Source organism: Collinsella sp. AM15-2 (genome assembly GCF_003471985.1).
GTDB lineage: Bacteria > Actinomycetota > Coriobacteriia > Coriobacteriales > Coriobacteriaceae > Collinsella.
The window spans coordinates 1-17,033 of sequence record NZ_QRKO01000025.1; the positions used below are offsets into that span (position 1 = coordinate 1).

Sequence of the window (17,033 nt, forward strand, 5' to 3'; positions counted from 1 at the left end):
CCGGGCTGACAATTTCGACTGTAATGGACGTTCTTAAACGACTAGTCGCTGGCGACGTCCCTCGCCGTCGGCGGATTTTGGGACATGTGGCCCGCTTTTTGGGCCCGCCTGTCGGTACACTAAAAGCACTATGGGTACCCGCGAGCGACATATCGGCCACGCGGCCGCCCGATCCGCACCCGTGGCGGATCCCAGGGGCGGCAGGCTCTTCGCCATGCCGCGATTCCTTGTCGGCATAACACATCAGGCGTACCGTCACCGCGTCTTTGCTTTCGCCGGCGCCATCACCGCGCTGTTCCTCATGCTTTTGGCAGTCTTGCCGGCGCTGTTCTCCTTCGACCCCAAACTTTCTAACGCCGTGTCCGCCTATAGCGAGGTGTCCGAAGAGGTCGTGGATGCGCTCGTCCACTCGAGCTCTCTTCCGTTGCTTGTTGCCGCAATCGCCTTTTCAATCTGGGGCGTGTTGGCGTACCTGCGCTGCCTGGACTACGTCTTGCGCCGCCGCCTTGTTGCCGTCGCCACTATCTGCGCCCTCTGGATGATCGAGGTAATCCTCAAATACAAGTCGTTCACACCGGTCTACGCCACGATCCTGTGGTACCTGTACTACGTGCCCATGACGCTCATTCCGCTGCTCTACCAGTTGTGTGGTCTGCGCCTCGCGGGCGTGGAACAGCACCGCCTGGGTCGCCGCTACTGCGCTGCGCTGTGGATTGTGGCCATCCTGCTTATCGGATTTGTGCTCACCAACGATTTTCACCAGCAGGTCTTCCGCTTTGACCGTACAAGCGACACCTGGAGCAATGATTACACGTACGGCTGGGGTTATTTCGCTGTCTTGTTGTGGACGGCCTTTAACTTTGTGGCCTTTTTTATCCTGGTTGGTCGATCCTCATCCTTTCGCATCCAGCGTTTCTCGGGCACGGCGGCGCTCGTACTGCTGGGTGGCGCATTCTTTGCCATCTCGTATGCTCTGCGCGTGCCCTGGGCATGGAGGCTCAACTTTTCGCTCGTCTATTGCGTCCTGTGCGTGGTGGCGATGGAAATCTGTCTCGATTGCGGTGTCATTCCGTCGTATCACGACATCGCCGGCATCTTCGACACCTTGCCGCTCGACCTCAAAGTTCTAACGCGCGACCTGCAGGAGGTCTATGCCACGCCGGTGTCAAAGCCAATGCCGGTAGGCGTGCGCGAAGAGTTGTGGACCCAGGAGCACGGCCGCGCCCACGCCTTTGCCGTGGCGTCCGATCCCGATGTGATGTACCGCGCCTTTCCACTGCTGGGCGGATCGGCCCTGCTTGCCCAAGACGTGTCGGAGCTCAACGAGCTTAACCGTGAGCTGGCGCATCGTCGCATGGAGCTGCAGCGTCAAAACGAGCTGCTCACGGCCGACTACGACCTTAAGACGCACCTGGCAGATCAAGAGGCCGAGACCTTGCTGGTCCAAGACGTGGAACAGGCGCTTGCCTGCGCGCTCGAAGGGATGTACGACCTGCTGAGCTCGCTGCCGCCGTTGACCGACGAAGCGTCTTCTCACGAGCGTTACCGCATGCTACAGCGCGCCAAGATGCTCGTCGCCTATTGCAAGCGCAAGGGGTCGCTCACGCTGGCGCAGCACGGGGAGAGCGGCTTTGATCGCGACCGCATTCAGCTCATTGCCAACGAGCTCGCAAGCGACCTGCGCACCATCGATGTCGATTGCGCCTCGATTATCGCCATACGGCGCCCGATGCACGCCAGTACGGTAAGCGCCCTGTACGACTGCGTGTATGACTTTGCGTTTTTTGCCTACACCACCGACCATCCGGCGCTCATGTATCACTTGGGCGACCATGACTCGTGCAGTGTCGAGCTGCGCGCGACGCTTTTCTCCAACGATGAGGAAGACTTGTCTCAGACACCGGCCGCCCATGAACTCGAAAGTGCGCTGCAAGGGCGCAACGTGGCATACCGCCTTGAGGGCGAGCCCGGCCAGCTGCGCATGATCGTTTTGATGCCGAGGGCGGGTGAGTGACGATGCAGATTTCGCTCATCCTTCCCCAAATCGTTACGCTCGATGTTGTCTTTGCCCTGGCTGCGTGTCTGCAGATGATCCACGTCCCGCTCATCGCATCGCGCCGCTCGTCCTATAACCGTAAGGTGATTTGCGCCTACGAGGCGAGCCTTGTGCTTCACCTGATGATTTCAGCGCTCATCTTATTCGCGTCGTCTGGCTCGTATCTGGTGGCGCCGCTTGACGTTTGCGCCAGGGCAATGGGCGGAGTGCTGTGGCTCAATGCCGCGATCTTTGCCTATGGCGTGGTGCTTATGGTGCACTATCGTCGCCCCGTCATGCTGGCCGAGCTGCTGCTTGTTGTCGCCGTTACACCGCCGGTGGTTTTTGCCATGGGCTCGGCGTGGACCGTTGTCCTTATCGCAGAGGGAGCGTTCTTCCTGTTCCGTTCCATCGCGGCGCTCTTGATGGACGTCCGTAACCGCCAGGAGGATATCACCGCGTTCTCGACGATCGAGACCATCAACGTGATTCCCGTGGGCATCCTGTATCTGGACCCGAGGGGCCGTCCGCTGCTCATGAACCGCTGCATGCGAAAAAACCTGGTGGAGCTTCATATGCCCACCGACCTAGGCGATATGAGCGGTACGTGGAACGACCTGCGCAAACTCAGCATGCAAATGCCCGAAAGCAGCAAGAACCGCGTGCGCATTAATCTGGACCGCTTTGGTGAGGCGCGCGTTGTGGTCGAGGTTTCTCCCGCCGAGATTCGCTTGTTTGTGCACGATGACGTTATGGTTTCGGGCCGCCTCTTCGAGCGCATTATCGGCCTGGATGTAACAGAGTATGCGCATGCTCATGATCGCCTGGCGCAAGCCAACCACCTGCTTGAGCTTGCGGGCCAAGAGCTCCAAGCCCAGATCGAAGAAGTCAAAAAAGTTGCTGACAATGCGGCCTATCTGCGTATGCGCGCCCGTGTGCACGATGTGATCGGTCAGCGCCTGTCCATCCTCCATCGTTATCTTGAGGAAGGGCGCCTGGATGACGAGTCACTCGAGCAGATCGATCCGCTGCTGCGCTCGATTGCCGCCGACTTGCATAGCAGGGGTGACACCGAACCGGCAGAGCAACTGGGCGATATCGTCCATGCCTTTGGTCTGGTGAGCGTGCGGATCGATGTGGAGGGCGAGCTGCCAAGCGACGCGCGTGTCGCCGCCGCATTTTTGCAGATTATCCGCGAGGCCTCGACCAATGCCACCAAGCATGCGCAGGCGCATCAGGTCCATGTACGCCTGTGGCAGGAGGGGACAGATGCTGGCACCATCGCGCACATGACTATTTCCAACGACGGATCCCCGGCTCCCGTATCGTATCGCGAGGGAACGGGTATCCCAGGCATGAGGCATGTCGCGCAAGATCTGGGCGGCAGACTGGAAGTCCGCCCCGCCCCGCCCTTTACGCTTGCGGTATCCATTCCGCTGAACTCGAACGCCACGGACCAAAGGAGACGCTCATGATTCGCGTGTTAATCGTCGAAGATCAGGCCATCTTGCGCGAGAGTCTCGCGCGCTCCGTTGGCGACCAGCCCGATATGACCGTTGTCGCCGCGATCGCCGATGCTTCCGAGGCCCTTGGCATCGTGCTCAAGGAGCGCCCGGACATGATACTGATGGACGTGTGCACCGAGCACGATTCCAACGGCATCGTGGCGGCGGCGCGTATTAAAGAGGAGCTGCCCGAGTGTCGCGTCATTATCATGACGGGCATGCCCGAGATAACCTTTGTGGACCAGGCGCGCGAGGCGGGCGTCGATAGCTTTGTGTATAAGAACGTCGGTATCGACGAGCTATTCGCCGTGATGCGCTCCACGCTGGCGGGCTACTGCACGTTTCCCAAGCCGCCCGAGAGCATCTTCTCGGGCACGGCGGCCCTCGACGATGTCGAGCTGTCGATTTTGCGCCTTGCCTGCGAGGGTAAAAGCCGCCGCGAGATTGCGGCCGAGCTGTTTATGAGCGAGGGCACCATCAAACGCCGCATCTCGGAGATCCTCAACAAGACCGGCTACGACAACATCATGCGCCTGGCCGTGCACGCAGTAACGGAGGGCAGCATCGTTCCCAACATGGAGCGCCCGTAATCGACGCGCTCGCCCGTGTTCCGGCGCCGTAAAGATAGACCGCCCGCCGTTTCGCATCTAAAACGGCGGGCGGTCTGCTTGTATGGGCAGTGTTGTCGGCGCAAGGCGACGGGGCCGCAGGATCAACTCCTGCGGCCCCGTCTGGTGTGCGCGGATGTGTCCGCCAATCCGCGGCTGATGTTACGTGCCGTTACGCGATGGTTGCGCTGTAGGAGGCAACGTCCTCGTAGGAATCGGTCAGGTAGGCGTCGATGCCGATGGTCGTATTGACCAGGTCGTCAAGGCTATCGAGCGTGCCGTTCGAGAACGTGAATTCCTCAGTGGCGTTGGTGCCGGGCATCAGGTGAGCCGAGAACCAAGGCTCCTTCATGGTACCGTTGACGTTGGTCTTGCCGCTGGGAGCGTAGAAGGTCAGGTCCTTGTCGCTCTTGTTGGTGATGTTGACGACAAAACCGATGTCGCCCCACTCGTCCTTGAACTTCTCGGTGATGGTGATGGTGCACAGGTCGTCATCGGCAACGGTGACGGCGGGGGAGATTTCAATCTTCTGGACGTCGTCGTCTTCGACGGCCTCGTCGATCTCTTCTTCCTTCTCGGCCGCCTCGCGATCCTTCTTCACCGTGCCGGACAGGTCCTTGTCTGACTTGCTAAAGACAAGATTGCCGTCATCCTCTTCGAGGATGAGTTTGCCGTCCTTGAGCTTCATGTCATGCGACTCGTCTTCGGCGGTGATGGTTACGGTGGTGGCGTCCTTTGCCTCCCATTTCAGGTCGACGACTTCAAGGAACAGGTCGAGGGCGCCTGTACCGTCCTCATCGAGAATCAGGACGCAGTGGACACCCCAATCCTCGAGCATCTTCATGTACTCATCGGTCAGTTCTTCGCCCTCCAGGGTTCCACCCGAGAGTTCCCAGCTGCCGACGAAGTTGGCCTTGGGGTCTTTGCCGCCGCCGCTGCAGCCCGTCAGGGCAAAGGCGAGCGCAAGGACGCATGTCAGAAATGCGAGTACGGACTTTTTGAACGTTGTCTTCATGGTGTCCTCCTTTATCGAACGAAACCCATAGAAGCAAATGCGGGGGTGGCGGATCCCCCGCCAATTACCAGATAAAGGGGCTAGGGCCTGGGCGTTCCGCAGTTGCTGCAGAACTTGCCGCCGTTTTCGCTGCCGCAGTTGGGGCAGAACCACTTGGCCGGTGCCGGGGCGGGAGCGGGGCTTCCGCAGTTGCTGCAGAACTTGCCGGTGTTGGTGGCGCCGCAGCTGCAGGTCCACGTGCCGGCCGCGGGGGCAGCGGCAGGAGCCGGTGCGGGGGCGGGTGTCGGAGCCGGCTGTGGGGCGGCTTGCTGCTGTGACTGGCCGGCGGCGAACAGCTGGCTGGCGTTCATGCCGCCCATGCCGCCCGCCATGCCCATGCCCATAAAGCCGGCCATCGCGCCGTTGGGGTTGGCGGCTGCCGCTCGCATCGCATCGCTCTGGGCGCTGGCGATGTTAGCTGCTGCCATGGTGGGATCGCGCATGACCGCGGCCTTCTGCAGGTCCTTGATCATCTGCTCGTCCTCTTGCGAGGCAGCGATGGAGTTAACGCCAAAGCTCACGATCTCGACACCGCGCAGGTCGCGCCAGTCGGCGGAGAGGACCTCGTTGAGCGCGCGGGCGAGCTCGGTGGTGTGGCCGGGGATGGCACTGTAGCGGATGCCCATTTCCGAGATCTTGGCAAAGGCGGGCTGCAGGGCGGTGAGCAGCTCGGACTTAAGCTGGCTGTCGATCTTGTCGCGCGTGTAGCTATCGGTCACGTTGCCACACACATTGGTGTAGAACAGCAGCGGGTTGGTGATGCGGTACGAATACTCGCCGTTGCAGCGCACGGAGATGTCGACGTCCAGGCCAATGTTGTTGTCGACCACGCGGAAGGGCACGGGCGAGGCGGTACCGTACTTGTTGCCGATGATCTCCTTGGTATTGATGAAGTAGACGCGCTGGTCCTTGCCCGCGTCGCCGCCAAAGGTAAAGCGGCTGCCGATATTGGCGAACGTCTCCTTGATGGAGTCGCCCAGGTTGCCGCTAAAGACGCTCGGCTCGCTGCCGGTGTCAAAGACGAACTCGCCGGGCTCGAGCGCTACCTCGATGATCTTGCCGTTTTGCACCACGAGCATGCCCTGGCCGTCGTTGACGGCGATGACCGAGCCGTTCGAGATGACGTTGTCCTCGCCGCGCGTGTTGGAGCTGCGGCCGCCGGTGCGCTTGCTGCCCTTGCAGGCCAAGACGTCAGCGGGCATCGATTCGCAATAGATAAATTCCTTCCACTGGTCGGCCATGACGCCGCCGGCAGCACCCAATCCAGCTTTCAAGAGTCCCATGGTGATCTTCCTTTCTCGTCAAAGGCCGGGTGGTATTGGTCAGAATGGTTAATCGTCCTTGTTGTCCTTCATGACAACGGTGGTCTCGGTGTGGCTGAAGGTGTCGTGCTTCTCGGTCAGGTTGAGTTCGCCACAATACTCATTGGCATGGGTTGCCTCGTTGGCCGTCTTGAGCTGGCCTACCAGTAGCACGTCTCCGATAATCACGATGATCAGTGGCGCAACGATGTTGATGAGGATGCCCTCGACATCAAAGGCGAGGTAGTCTGGATCGAAGGCGTTCCCGCCCATAAAGAGAATTTGGGAGAGGGCAAATCCGATTACAAAGAACAGCACCGAGGCGATAGCGAGCTTGGGCTTGGAACAGGGAAGCTCGCCGACCAAGCGGCCGGTCTGGCCGTTCATGGCAAACAGGTAGCTCTTGTCATTCCACGAGGTGGAAAGCATCCAGACGGGGAACAGGGCATAGTCGCTGTCTTCCCAGGTGTAGTCGAGCTGCTTGCTTTCGACCGTGGCGTCGTCGTATTCGTCGATGACGGTTTCGCGCAGGGCCGAGATTGTGCTCTCCTCCATTCGGTGCTCGGCGCGCGCCTTACACGTCTCGCAATCCTCATCGTAACGGTTGGCGATGTAGCCGGGCATATAGGCGACCGAGAACGGGCGCAGCGCGTCGTAGTCAAACGGCTCGATGGCGTCCATGTGGCCGTCGGGCATCTTGGACGATCCGTCGACGGGCACGCGCTCAAACGAGATATTGCCCTTACGGTAGGCGTCGTAGTGGTCGGTGGTCGTGACGGTGCGGTCGGATTCCTCGGTCACGGTCTCGTTGGTCGCGTCGAAGTGCACTTCGCCGTCCACGTGGGCACCGTAGAGCCAAAACGGCACGTAGACGCCTTGGACCTCGTCGATGTGGTTGCCGGTGACAAAACTCTTGGGCAGTAAGATCTTGCCCTTGTAGTGTTCCTTGAGCGCGGCCATGACATCGTCGCGTCCGAGCTTAAACGGGATCACCAGATCGGGCGAGAAATCTCCCGAGAGCTGGCCGGGTGCCACGGTGGAGTTGCCGCAGTACGGGCAGGTGGTAACGGCGACAGTGCCATCGGACACGAGCTCGGCGCCGCACGACGAGCAGATGTAGCCGGCGTTTTGGGCAAGCTCCTGCACGGCACCGTCGACAGCAGGTTTGGGAGCTGCTGCTGCGGCATCGGCTTTGGCATCTGCCTTGTCCTGGCGCTCGCGATAGAGGGCCTCGACTTCTTCGACTTCAAAACGCGAGTCGCAGTAGTCGCAGACGAGCTTTTGCTCGGCACTGGCAAAGTGAAGGGGGCCGCCACACGCGGGGCACTGATAGTTGACGCTCTCGAAGGCCATGATCGGTCCTTTCCGTGCCGGGTGCTATGCGCCGATAGCGCCGCCGCAGTATTCGCAGCGCCCGCTGGCATCGGGAATGGTGGTTGCGCCGCAGAAGGGGCAGGTGACCGCGGTCTTGGGGGCCTTGGCGGCCACGACGCTGTCGCGCGTCTCCTGGCGCAGCTGCACCAGCGCATCGCGAACTTCGGTTGCCTGGCGCTTGGCCTCACGGTATTCGATGGAACCGCGCTGATCGATGGTGGAGTCGTTCACGCGCAGGTTGATCTCGGTAAAGTACGGCGTGTTGACGTGGATGGTCAGATTAAAGTCGTAATCCAGGTCGTAACGCGGCGGGTTGTAGCTCTCGCGCTCGCCGTCCTTGGTCTCGCGATAGATCTCGGTGCGATGCTCGTCGATATCCATATCGCAGCCGAGTACCTGCGAGAACTCGATGATGTCGGGGTTGGCGTCGCGCCAGCGACTCTGCGAAGTGATGATCAACAGGCCCGCGTCTTCGTCGAGCATGATGTTGGTACGTCCGGCAGAAAGCGTGCGCGTGGGATTGAACGACGCCAGGCGCTCGGCATTGGCCTCACGGTAGGCGAGCTGCTCGCGGATATCGTCCGCGGTGCTGGAGCGATAGCCGCCAAAGAAGGGGGAGAGCTTGCCGACGCACTCTTTGCACAGGTAGCCCTCGTTGATCTTGGTCTTGCCGAGAAGCCCCAGCTCGGTACCGCAGATCGCGCACTCTTTCTTCTCGAACATCTTGTCAAAGAAGCCCATGGCTGCCTCCCATCAACTGGTAGCGTGTGTCACTTTTGATGATGGGGGAGTGCGCAGCCTTTCACGATACCCAGACGGCTCAACGAGTCTCCACAACTGGGACACATGGCCCATTTTTCCTACTCATTGGGGACGCACTTAAATGAGTGAAACTACTCATTTAAGTGCGTCCCCAATGAGTGCTCGCAGAACGAGAGTGGATAATCTCCCATTTTTGGCCTGCTTGTGGGCTCAAAGTGGGAGATTGTCCACTCTCGTTGTTTGGGTGTCCAAAAATCCCCGCTCGTTTGGCACTTGGGGACGTTCCTTTTGTGCCGGCACCTGGGGACACTCCTTGCCTGGGGGCTACCTCTAAACGGGAGGCGGCGTCGGCCGCGCAGGGAATCGACCGTTCACCGATTAATGCCGACCGTTCGCCAGCCGCGGCCACAATTCCGTTATTAAAGCGATTCAATGACGCTTAAATAACAGTCAGAGCTCAGCTTGAGTGCGACTCCCTTCGAGGCATGATTGGGCGGCTCGTCGATTTGCGCCCGCGCATGCACGCCATGCGCCGCCGTAGAACGCCGTTGCCGAAGGGAAGAACTGTGAAGGTCGTCAAGCGAATCAACAACAACGCAGTTATGTGCACCGACTCAAAGGGTCGAAGCGTCGTTGCGTTTGGCAAGGGCATCGCCTTCGCTATCGACAAGGAGACGGGTGACCTGCCGCTCGCCGCTATCGAGCGCACCTTCTACAACGTGGACGAACATTACCTGGCGCTTCTCGAAGAGCTATCGCCCCGCGTGCTCGCGGTCTCTGCCGAAATCATTCAGGCCGCCGACCTGGAGCTCCCCTACGAACTTAGTCACAACGCCGTGCTCGCCCTTGCAGACCACATTACTTTTGCCCTGCAGCGCGCCAAGCGCGGCATTACCGTGCAGATGCCGCTCGCCTATGACGTGGCGCAGATGTATCCCATCGAGTACAAGGTGGGCGTTTTTGCCCTCAGGCGTATCTTCGATGGCCTCAATGTGGAGCTTGCAGAGAGCGAGGGCGTGGGGATCGCCATGTGCCTGCTCAACGCGCGTCTGGCGCCCGAGAAGGAGGCCGAAACCGACGCCGAGGCCCGCGACGATGAACGTCTCATTGGCGCCATCATCGCAAGGATCGAGAAGACCTACGGAATCGAGGTCGACCGTCACGGCTTTGAGTTTGCACGCTTCGCTACCCATATCCACTATTTGTTTGGGCGCATTCGTACCGGTGAGCCCATGAACACCGACGGCGCGGAGCTTTACGGAACCGTGCGCGGCGAGATGGGCCGTTCGGCTGAGGTTCTCGACTACGCCTGCGTGCTTATCGAGGAACATTTTGGATGCCAGATCAGCGACTCCGAGAAGCTATACGTGCTCATGCACATTCATCGTATCTCGCACCCCCGGGTGTAGATATACCGCAGCAGCGTCGGTTATCGCTGCAGGTAAACCGGCCTGAGGCCGCCGCGAAGCTCCCCATACCCCTTACAAATCGCGGCAGCCGGGCGACGGGTTGTTGAGGGTGCCGTAGAGGTGCCGGCGGGCGGGTCCCGCGAGAAAAGGAGGTCATTATGGCCGACAACAAGAAGATTGCCGAGGACGTGCTTGCAGCCGTCGGCGGCAAGGAGAACGTCTCGGGCGTGACGCACTGCATGACGCGTCTGCGCTTCACGCTCAAGGACAACGGTATTCCCGATACCAACAAGGTCAAAAAGATCAAGGGTGTCATCGGTGCCCAGGAGTCGGGCGGTCAGTACCAGGTCATCATCGGCCAGAACGTGCCCAAGGTCTATGACGAGGTGTGTGCAATGGGCGGCTTTGCCAAGAGCGCCGCAATCGACGAGAACCTCGATGCACCTAAGCAAAAGCTCACGCCCAAGGTGATCGGCAACAACATCCTCAACTACCTGTCCGGCTCCATGGTGGCGTTGATCCCCATCTTGATGGCCGGTGGCCTGTTCAAGTGTATCGGCACGCTCATCGGTCCGCAGGTCTTTAACCTGGTGCCCGAGACCGATCCCACCTACCTGCTGTTCTACACCTACCTGTTTGACGCGGCCATGTACCTGCTGCCGGTCTATCTGGGCTACAGCGCGGCCAAGAAGATCGGTGCGAGTCCGGTGCTCGGCATGTTCTGCGGCGGTATCCTCATCTGCCCCGACATCGTGGCGCTTGCCCAGAGCGGCGAGACCTCGCTCACGGTCTATGGCATCAGCGCTCCGCTGCAGAACTACCAGCAGACGGTTCTGCCGATCCTGCTTTCCTGCGCCGCGCTCTACTGGGTCGAGAAGTTTTTTAAGAAGATTGTGCCGGACGTTCTGTCTACCGTCTTTACGCCGTTCTTTACGATGGTCGTTATGGTGCCCATCGAGCTTATCGTGCTTGGTCCTATCGGCAACGAGCTCGGTAACCTGCTCTCCGCCGTCCTCTTTGGTATGGCGGGCACCGGTATCGGCTTCTACATCGCCATGGCAATCGTCGGCGGTCTGTGGCAGCTGTTTGTTCTGACTGGTATGCACATCGCCGTGATCATGCCGGCGCTCGCTACCTTTATGGCGCTGGGCGAGGACAAGTTCATCTTTGTTGCGTCCAACTTTGCCATGATTGCCGTGTGGGGTGCCGTGTTTGGTGCCGCGCTGCGCATTCGCAACAAGGAGGAGAAGGCTCTGACTTTTGGCTATGTGATCTCGGCCATCCTTGGCGGCGTGACCGAGCCCGCGCTGTTTGGCTGCATCATGCGCTTTAAGCGTATGATTCCCTGCATGGTTATCGGCGGCGCCATCTCTGGTCTGCTCGCCGGCATTCTGGGCGTGACGCTGGGTATGCCGGGCGCCAACTCCAACTTCCTGGTGTTCCTGGGCTACCTCACCCCGGGCATGGGCAACCTCATCAACTTTGGCATTTGCTTTGCCGTGGCCTTTATCGTCTCCGCCGTGCTCGCCTTCTTCTTTGGCATCACCGAGGCCGACCAGGCCGAGCTTGACGAGGAGTAACGCTTCCTACAGGTATTTTTCTCCTCTGGGGGACAGTTCAGCGCAAGGGGCACCGCCGGGATATTCCGACGGTGCCCCTTTTTGGCACTTGGACGTTCTTGTCTGACTAGTCATTTAAGTACGTCCCCAATGAGTACCCGCAGAATGAGAGTGGATAATCTCCCGTTTTTGGCCTGTGTGCAGGCTCAAAGTGGGAGATTATCCACTCTCGTCATTTGGGTGTCCAAAAATCCCCGCTCGTTTGACGCCTGGGGACACTCTTTGCCGAATGCGGCGGCTGCCGAATGTGGGCGTCGCCCTTGCTATGCCACAGTCACGGCGACCTGGGCGTAGCGGCTGCAGGGGCGCTCGGCGCGCGTCTGCACGGTAAGGGTGAGCACAAAGCGGTCGCCGGGTCGTGCGTCGGCGGGCACGATGAAAGTGGCATCCTCCGTGCATTCTTGCCACAGCGACAGATCCTGGACGCCTGCATAGCTCGACGGGTCTACGGCGACATCCCAATGCGCATCGAAGCCCCTGCCGTCGGGGTCGACGATGGTCGCCGCAAGGTCGATGCGCTCGCCGGCTGCGGCGCTGCGGTCGGCCGTGACCTCGACAACATGCGCCGGATGCGAGCAGATGGCCGGATCATGGGCGCACCATTGCGCGCGGGCGGCAAAGTCTTCCTGATAGGCACGCAGGTAGGGATTGAGATTGTCGTCTGAGGGCGTGCCGAGGGCGGCAAAACCGGTGGGCGCGTTCGCATCGGGGCGTCCATCAAGAAACATGCGGCCGAGCAGCGTATCGAAGTCGCGGTCGTCGATACCGCGCAGGCCAAACGGAAGCAGCGGAATATAGGTCATGCTGTCGCCTTCGGCCATAAAGTCGCCGCGCTCAAACTGTACCGCGGGCATGCCTTCCAGGCCCCAATCCAGGCGGGCATGCTTGCCAAACTGAAAGCGCTCGGGCTCGTTTTCGTAGACCTTACCATCGCCATAGAGCATATAGCGTGCCATGAGGTGGCCGTTGCCCTGCGTGAGGTTCTGCTTGGGCCAAGGAGCCTGAAACAACGGCAGCGTATCGGGCTGAGCCATCTTGGCGTCGACATAGCCGCCATACATATAGGGCACGCGCCAAAAGATGAGCTCGGGAAAGAGCTCACGCCCATGGTCGAGCCACGAGTTGTCCTGTCCCACGCCATCGGCAACGCCCATCACGCGCACCTTCTGATAGACCCGCTGCTGTACGGCGGGCCACTCGGGTGTGGCGCGATAGCGCTCGGCAATACTCATGAGGGCGCGAACGATCGTATTCATACCACCCCAGCTGAGCAACCATAACGTACGCGGATCATCATCTAAAATCGCCTGCGCAATTACGCGAGACCCCTCAGTTTCCTCAGTCACATCACCCTCAAAGGCAACATTTCCCACAAAGGTGCGCTCGATCATCTGGGCGGGCGTGGGAAACGGCGGCTCACCGGCAGCGGCCGCATTTGCTTGCAACTGCGGCCAAGCCTGGGTATATTCATTACTCCAGAGACTCTCAATCCAATGCTCGGGAAACGGCCGATACTCACGAAGCTCGCCAGCCAGCGGATCGGGCTCATGAGGCACAACAGCCCACTCATAAGAGCGCCGCCCTTTGGTCCGCCAATGCGAATTCACCTCGCCGAGCGTATGAACCCCATCCCCAAGAAAGTGATACTGCGAAGCCGTATACACCACAGCCTGAACATCAAGCAAGTTGAGATACAGAGCCAAATGAACAAGCGAGTTCATATCATCGACTTCCATATCAGTGGTAACAATCACCCGAGTCAACTTCTGGGACATAGGAACAGCTCCAATCAAAATCAATTCAGCCAGTTACGCGCAAGGCAAGACGGGACCCACGCCCCCATCGCCCGCGACCCGGCGGCCCGCCGGAAGCGGCCGACCAGCGTTTCGAACAACGTTAACTTAGGGGGGCTCTGACCTTTAGTTTTGTAAACATTCCGCAGCGCGAGCCCCGCTTATCCGATGCTCCGAAGGAGCAGGATAAGCGGGGCTCATGCGCGAGGACGTTTACAAAACTAAAGGTCAGAGCCCCCGATGGGATGGTTACCTCGAAACCCTGGCCGACCACTCCCAGCAGCCCACCGGCTCGCCGTCGATGAGTACGTTGCCCCCGTCGAAGTCTTGATAACACAGGTCGTTGAATTGGTGGATCCACACGCCGTGGTTGAACGTCTTCTTGGCCGAGCCGTCGGCCTCGCGATACACGCCGGTCAGGTCCTCGACATGGCTAAAGTAGGTGAGATGCACGTTGGCGCCGGCACCGCGCAGGCGCGCCGTGAGCGGCAGCACGGTCTGTTGCGGTGACACAAGCTCGTCGCCCTTGGAGTGCGTAAACCACAGCGGCGTCTTGGCGAGCGCGGCCACGTCCTCGTCCGTGGCGTTGTACCACGGGGCGCAGCAGGGAAGGCCCGCGGCGAAGAAATCGGGGTAGTCGGCGCACAGGCGCAGGGTCATAAAGCCGCCGTTGGAAAGACCGGCGACCACGATGCGGTCGGTGTCGATGCGGTCGGCATGCTCGGCGACAAACTCGTCGATAAGCGCCTTGAGCACGGAGGAGTAGATGCTCTGGTTGGAGCGACCGAGTTGCTCGACGCCGTTGTCCATCCAAAACGTGGGCGACTGCGGCACGAGCACCCAGGCAAAGCCGCCAAAGTAGCGCTGGATCTGCGCCTGGCTAATGGCCGTCACGCGGTTGCCGATATAGGCGCGCGTAGCGCCTTCGCCTTGCGTGGCGCCCTTGCCCTCGCCGGCACCGTGCAGATACACCACGAGCGGTGCCTTTTGGGGCACGACCGTCGCCTCGGGCGCAAAGGGGTTGAAGCATGCCGAGTCTTCGGCCTTAAAGCTGGGCTCAAAGAAGCCGTATTCGAGCGCGATGCCGTCGACGGCGGTCTTTTGCGTGGCGTTGCTCCAGCCTTGGAGCGCGGGGCAGATATCGCCACGGCAGGTGTCGAAGACCAGGCCGCAGGTGGGATCGTCGCCGTCGTTGCCGGGAAGAGCTGTGAGCTGCGTGATGCGCAGCTGGTCATCGAGCATGCGCGAGCCCATGACGCCGCCTTCGATGGTCTTGGTCAGGCGCTGCTCGGCGACCTCGAGCGCCACATGGGTGCCCACGGCGAGCTTACGTCCGTTCTCGTCGCACGGATATGCGGCGAGAATGTCGATGTAACCCACGGAGGGCGCGGCATGGTCGGCGCCGCGCTCCTTGCGCATCAGAACCTCGCCCGAGCGCTCGTGACGCTCTACATATATATGGAAGGTGTTCGCGTCGATGTCGTTGGCGCGCACGGTGCAGGGCAGGTCGAGTACGACCTTGCTGATCCAGGGGCCAAAGTCGCCCAAGGTGGTGACGGTTGCGTAGGTACACAATTTGAGCTCCATGAGCTGCCTCCCTTACGCCGCGAATGCCTGGCATCTGCGGCAATACAAACTAAACATGTTTAGTGTAATCTAGAATTGAAGAATAACCAGATGAACTCGGTAAACGGCAAAATTGAACACGTCGTGAACTACTAAACATATGTTTACTAGCTTCTAGCAGGGATTCTGTTGATGAGTTAACAGATCGGTGAGGTGTTCATCAAAATAAAATCCCACGTAAATGGCTATATATCAATAGAGGGTCAAAGAGACCATTTCCCGCCATTCAAATACGTTCACCCCCGATTTCCTACCGTTCACCGGACTGTAGACGGCAAAATTGCCATAAATTCGGCGCTCCGTGTAAACTAAAGCCCGTAAACGTTCAGTAAACACCTTGTTTACAAAAGCGTATCCAAGGGTCCGGCAACCGTAAGGGGTTATAGTCGCCGGGCCAAAGGCGTGCCTAAGCCCAAGGGGGCTGGCACACGAAGATATGGGGAGGGGTCCCATGGCAGTAGATAACAAGCAGATTGCCACCGATGTCCTCGAGCTCGTGGGCGGTGCGGAGAATGTTTCCGTCGCCACCAACTGCATGACGCGCCTGCGTCTGACGCTCAAGGACAACAACAAGGCCGACGTGGAGAAGATCAAGAAGGTCAAGGGTGTTCTGGGATGCCAGTTCGCCGGCAGCCAGCTCCAGGTCATCATCGGCCAGAACGTGCCCAAGGTGCTCGCCGAGTTCGTCGCCATCTCCGGCGTCAAGCAGGGTGCCGCCGTCGACGAGAACCTCGATGCTTCCAAGCAGAAGTTCGAGCTCAAGAACCTGCCGAACATCATCCTTGACTATCTGTCGGGCTCCATGACCCAGCTCATCCCGCTGCTCATGGCCGGCGGTCTGTTCCGTACCATCGCGGCCGTCCTCGGCCCCACCATGCTCGGTGTGCTCTCGGCCGACGACCCGACCTATACGTTCCTCTACACCACGCTGTACGAGGCCACGTTCACCTTTATCCCCATCTACCTGGGTTATGCCGCGGCTAAGAAGCTCGGCGCCAGCCCCGTGCTCGGCATGCTGCTCGGTGGCGCCCTCATGGCTCCTTCCGTGGTGAGCGTCGCCACCCAGGAGGGCGGCGGAATCATCTCCGTCTACGGCATCCAGATCGCCGCTGCCAACTATCAGCAGTCCGTCCTGCCGATCATCCTTTCGGTGCCCGTCCTCTACTTCATCGAGAAGTTCTTTAAGAAGGTCATGCCCGACGTGCTCTCCACGGTCTTCACGCCGTTCTGCACCATGATCGTCACCATCCCCATCGCCTTCATCGTCCTCGCTCCGATCGGCAACGAGATCGGTACGCTGATCGCCAACGCCCTCTTCGGCCTTGCTGACCTTGGCGGCATCGGCATCCTGATCGTCATGGCCATCCTCGGCGCCTTCTGGCAGCTCTTCGTGGTCTGCGGCATGCACATGCCCGTCATCCTGCTCGCCCAGGTTCAGATCATCGCTGCCGGTTACGATCCCTTCGTCTTCGTTTCCACCAACTGCGCTATGGCCGCTGTCTGGGGCTGCGCCTTCGGTGCCTTCCTCAAGATGAAGAACCCCGACGAGAAGTCTCTCGCCATCGGTTACGTCATCTCCGCCATCGCCGGCGGCGTCACCGAGCCCGCGCTCTTCGGCATCCTCATGCGCTTCCGTCGCACCATGTTTGGCATGTTCATCGGCGGTGCTATCGGCGCTGTGTTCTCCGGCCTCATGGGTGTTACCTACTACCTCGCAGGCGGTGCCTCCAACTTCCTGGTCTTCACCAACTACCTGCAGGGTGGCCAGATGAACACCGTCTGGGCTATCGTTGGTATGGCAATCTCCTTTGTCATCGCCGCTGCCGTCGTCTTTGCCTGCGGCTTCTCCAAGGAGGAACTCGCCGAGATGGAGGCCTAAGGCCAAACCGTTCGGTCACATATGACCTCACCTACACGACAGGGCCCCGTCAGGCGTAAGCCCGGCGG

The 17,033-nt window shown here is 60.0% G+C and carries 12 protein-coding genes; 6 read left to right on the plus strand and 6 right to left on the minus strand.

Going from position 1 to position 17,033, the window contains the following annotated elements; genetic code table 11:
* Positions 1 to 214: 214 nt before the first annotated feature.
* Genes DW171_RS09015 through DW171_RS09025 form a run of 3 tightly spaced genes read left to right on the plus strand, consistent with a single transcriptional unit; the run spans position 215 to position 4,130 of the window.
* Positions 215 to 2,014, plus strand: a complete 1,800-nt coding sequence (locus DW171_RS09015; protein WP_158571047.1) for a histidine kinase N-terminal 7TM domain-containing protein — start codon at positions 215 to 217, stop codon at positions 2,012 to 2,014.
* Entirely contained in the window at positions 2,011 to 3,510 is a 1,500-nt protein-coding gene (locus tag DW171_RS09020; protein ID WP_118271007.1) for a sensor histidine kinase, read from the plus strand. Before DW171_RS09015 ends, DW171_RS09020 begins: the two co-directional genes overlap by 4 nt.
* Positions 3,507 to 4,130, plus strand: coding sequence for a response regulator transcription factor (locus DW171_RS09025; RefSeq protein ID WP_118271008.1), 624 nt, complete (start codon positions 3,507 to 3,509; stop codon positions 4,128 to 4,130). Before DW171_RS09020 ends, DW171_RS09025 begins: the two co-directional genes overlap by 4 nt.
* Positions 4,131 to 4,320: 190 nt before the next feature.
* Here DW171_RS09025 and DW171_RS09030 read toward each other — a convergent pair whose 3' ends face one another.
* The 4 genes from DW171_RS09030 to DW171_RS09045 all read right to left on the minus strand — a co-directional run bounded on the left by DW171_RS09030 (position 4,321) and on the right by DW171_RS09045 (position 8,618).
* The gene (locus DW171_RS09030; RefSeq protein ID WP_089573533.1) at positions 4,321 to 5,163 is read right to left on the minus strand and encodes a hypothetical protein; all 843 of its coding nucleotides are present in this window, start codon (positions 5,161 to 5,163) and stop codon (positions 4,321 to 4,323) included.
* Between the two features lie 80 nt (positions 5,164 to 5,243).
* Positions 5,244 to 6,485 carry an SPFH domain-containing protein gene (locus DW171_RS09035; protein ID WP_118271009.1) on the minus strand — a complete coding sequence of 414 codons (1,242 nt, stop codon included), beginning with the start codon at positions 6,483 to 6,485 and terminating at the stop codon, positions 5,244 to 5,246.
* 48 nt (positions 6,486 to 6,533) lie between these two features.
* Complete coding sequence (locus DW171_RS09040) at positions 6,534 to 7,856, minus strand: hypothetical protein (RefSeq protein ID WP_118271010.1); 1,323 nt, start codon at positions 7,854 to 7,856, stop codon at positions 6,534 to 6,536.
* A gap of 24 nt (positions 7,857 to 7,880) precedes the next feature.
* Positions 7,881 to 8,618: a DUF4428 domain-containing protein gene (locus tag DW171_RS09045; RefSeq protein WP_118271011.1), complete on the minus strand. Its 738-nt coding sequence runs from the start codon at positions 8,616 to 8,618 to the stop codon at positions 7,881 to 7,883.
* Between the two features lie 587 nt (positions 8,619 to 9,205).
* Between DW171_RS09045 and DW171_RS09050 the strand changes: the two genes are divergently transcribed.
* On the plus strand, positions 9,206 to 10,048 hold the full coding sequence (locus DW171_RS09050) for a PRD domain-containing protein (RefSeq protein ID WP_158571048.1): 843 nt from the start codon (positions 9,206 to 9,208) through the stop codon (positions 10,046 to 10,048).
* A 158-nt stretch (positions 10,049 to 10,206) separates the two neighbouring features.
* The gene (locus tag DW171_RS09055; protein WP_118271013.1) at positions 10,207 to 11,628 is read left to right on the plus strand and encodes a PTS transporter subunit EIIC; all 1,422 of its coding nucleotides are present in this window, start codon (positions 10,207 to 10,209) and stop codon (positions 11,626 to 11,628) included.
* A gap of 302 nt (positions 11,629 to 11,930) precedes the next feature.
* On the opposite strand, the gene DW171_RS09060 is transcribed toward DW171_RS09055, so the two are convergent.
* The gene (locus tag DW171_RS09060; protein ID WP_118271014.1) at positions 11,931 to 13,442 is read right to left on the minus strand and encodes a nucleoside hydrolase-like domain-containing protein; all 1,512 of its coding nucleotides are present in this window, start codon (positions 13,440 to 13,442) and stop codon (positions 11,931 to 11,933) included.
* Positions 13,443 to 13,709: 267 nt separating this feature from the next.
* Complete coding sequence (locus tag DW171_RS09065; protein WP_118271015.1) at positions 13,710 to 15,047, minus strand: prolyl oligopeptidase family serine peptidase; 1,338 nt, start codon at positions 15,045 to 15,047, stop codon at positions 13,710 to 13,712.
* Positions 15,048 to 15,537: 490 nt separating this feature from the next.
* Here DW171_RS09065 and DW171_RS09070 point away from each other — a divergent pair, with 490 nt between their 5' ends.
* Entirely contained in the window at positions 15,538 to 16,965 is a 1,428-nt protein-coding gene (locus tag DW171_RS09070) for a PTS transporter subunit EIIC (RefSeq protein ID WP_118271016.1), read from the plus strand.
* Positions 16,966 to 17,033 lie beyond the last annotated feature (68 nt).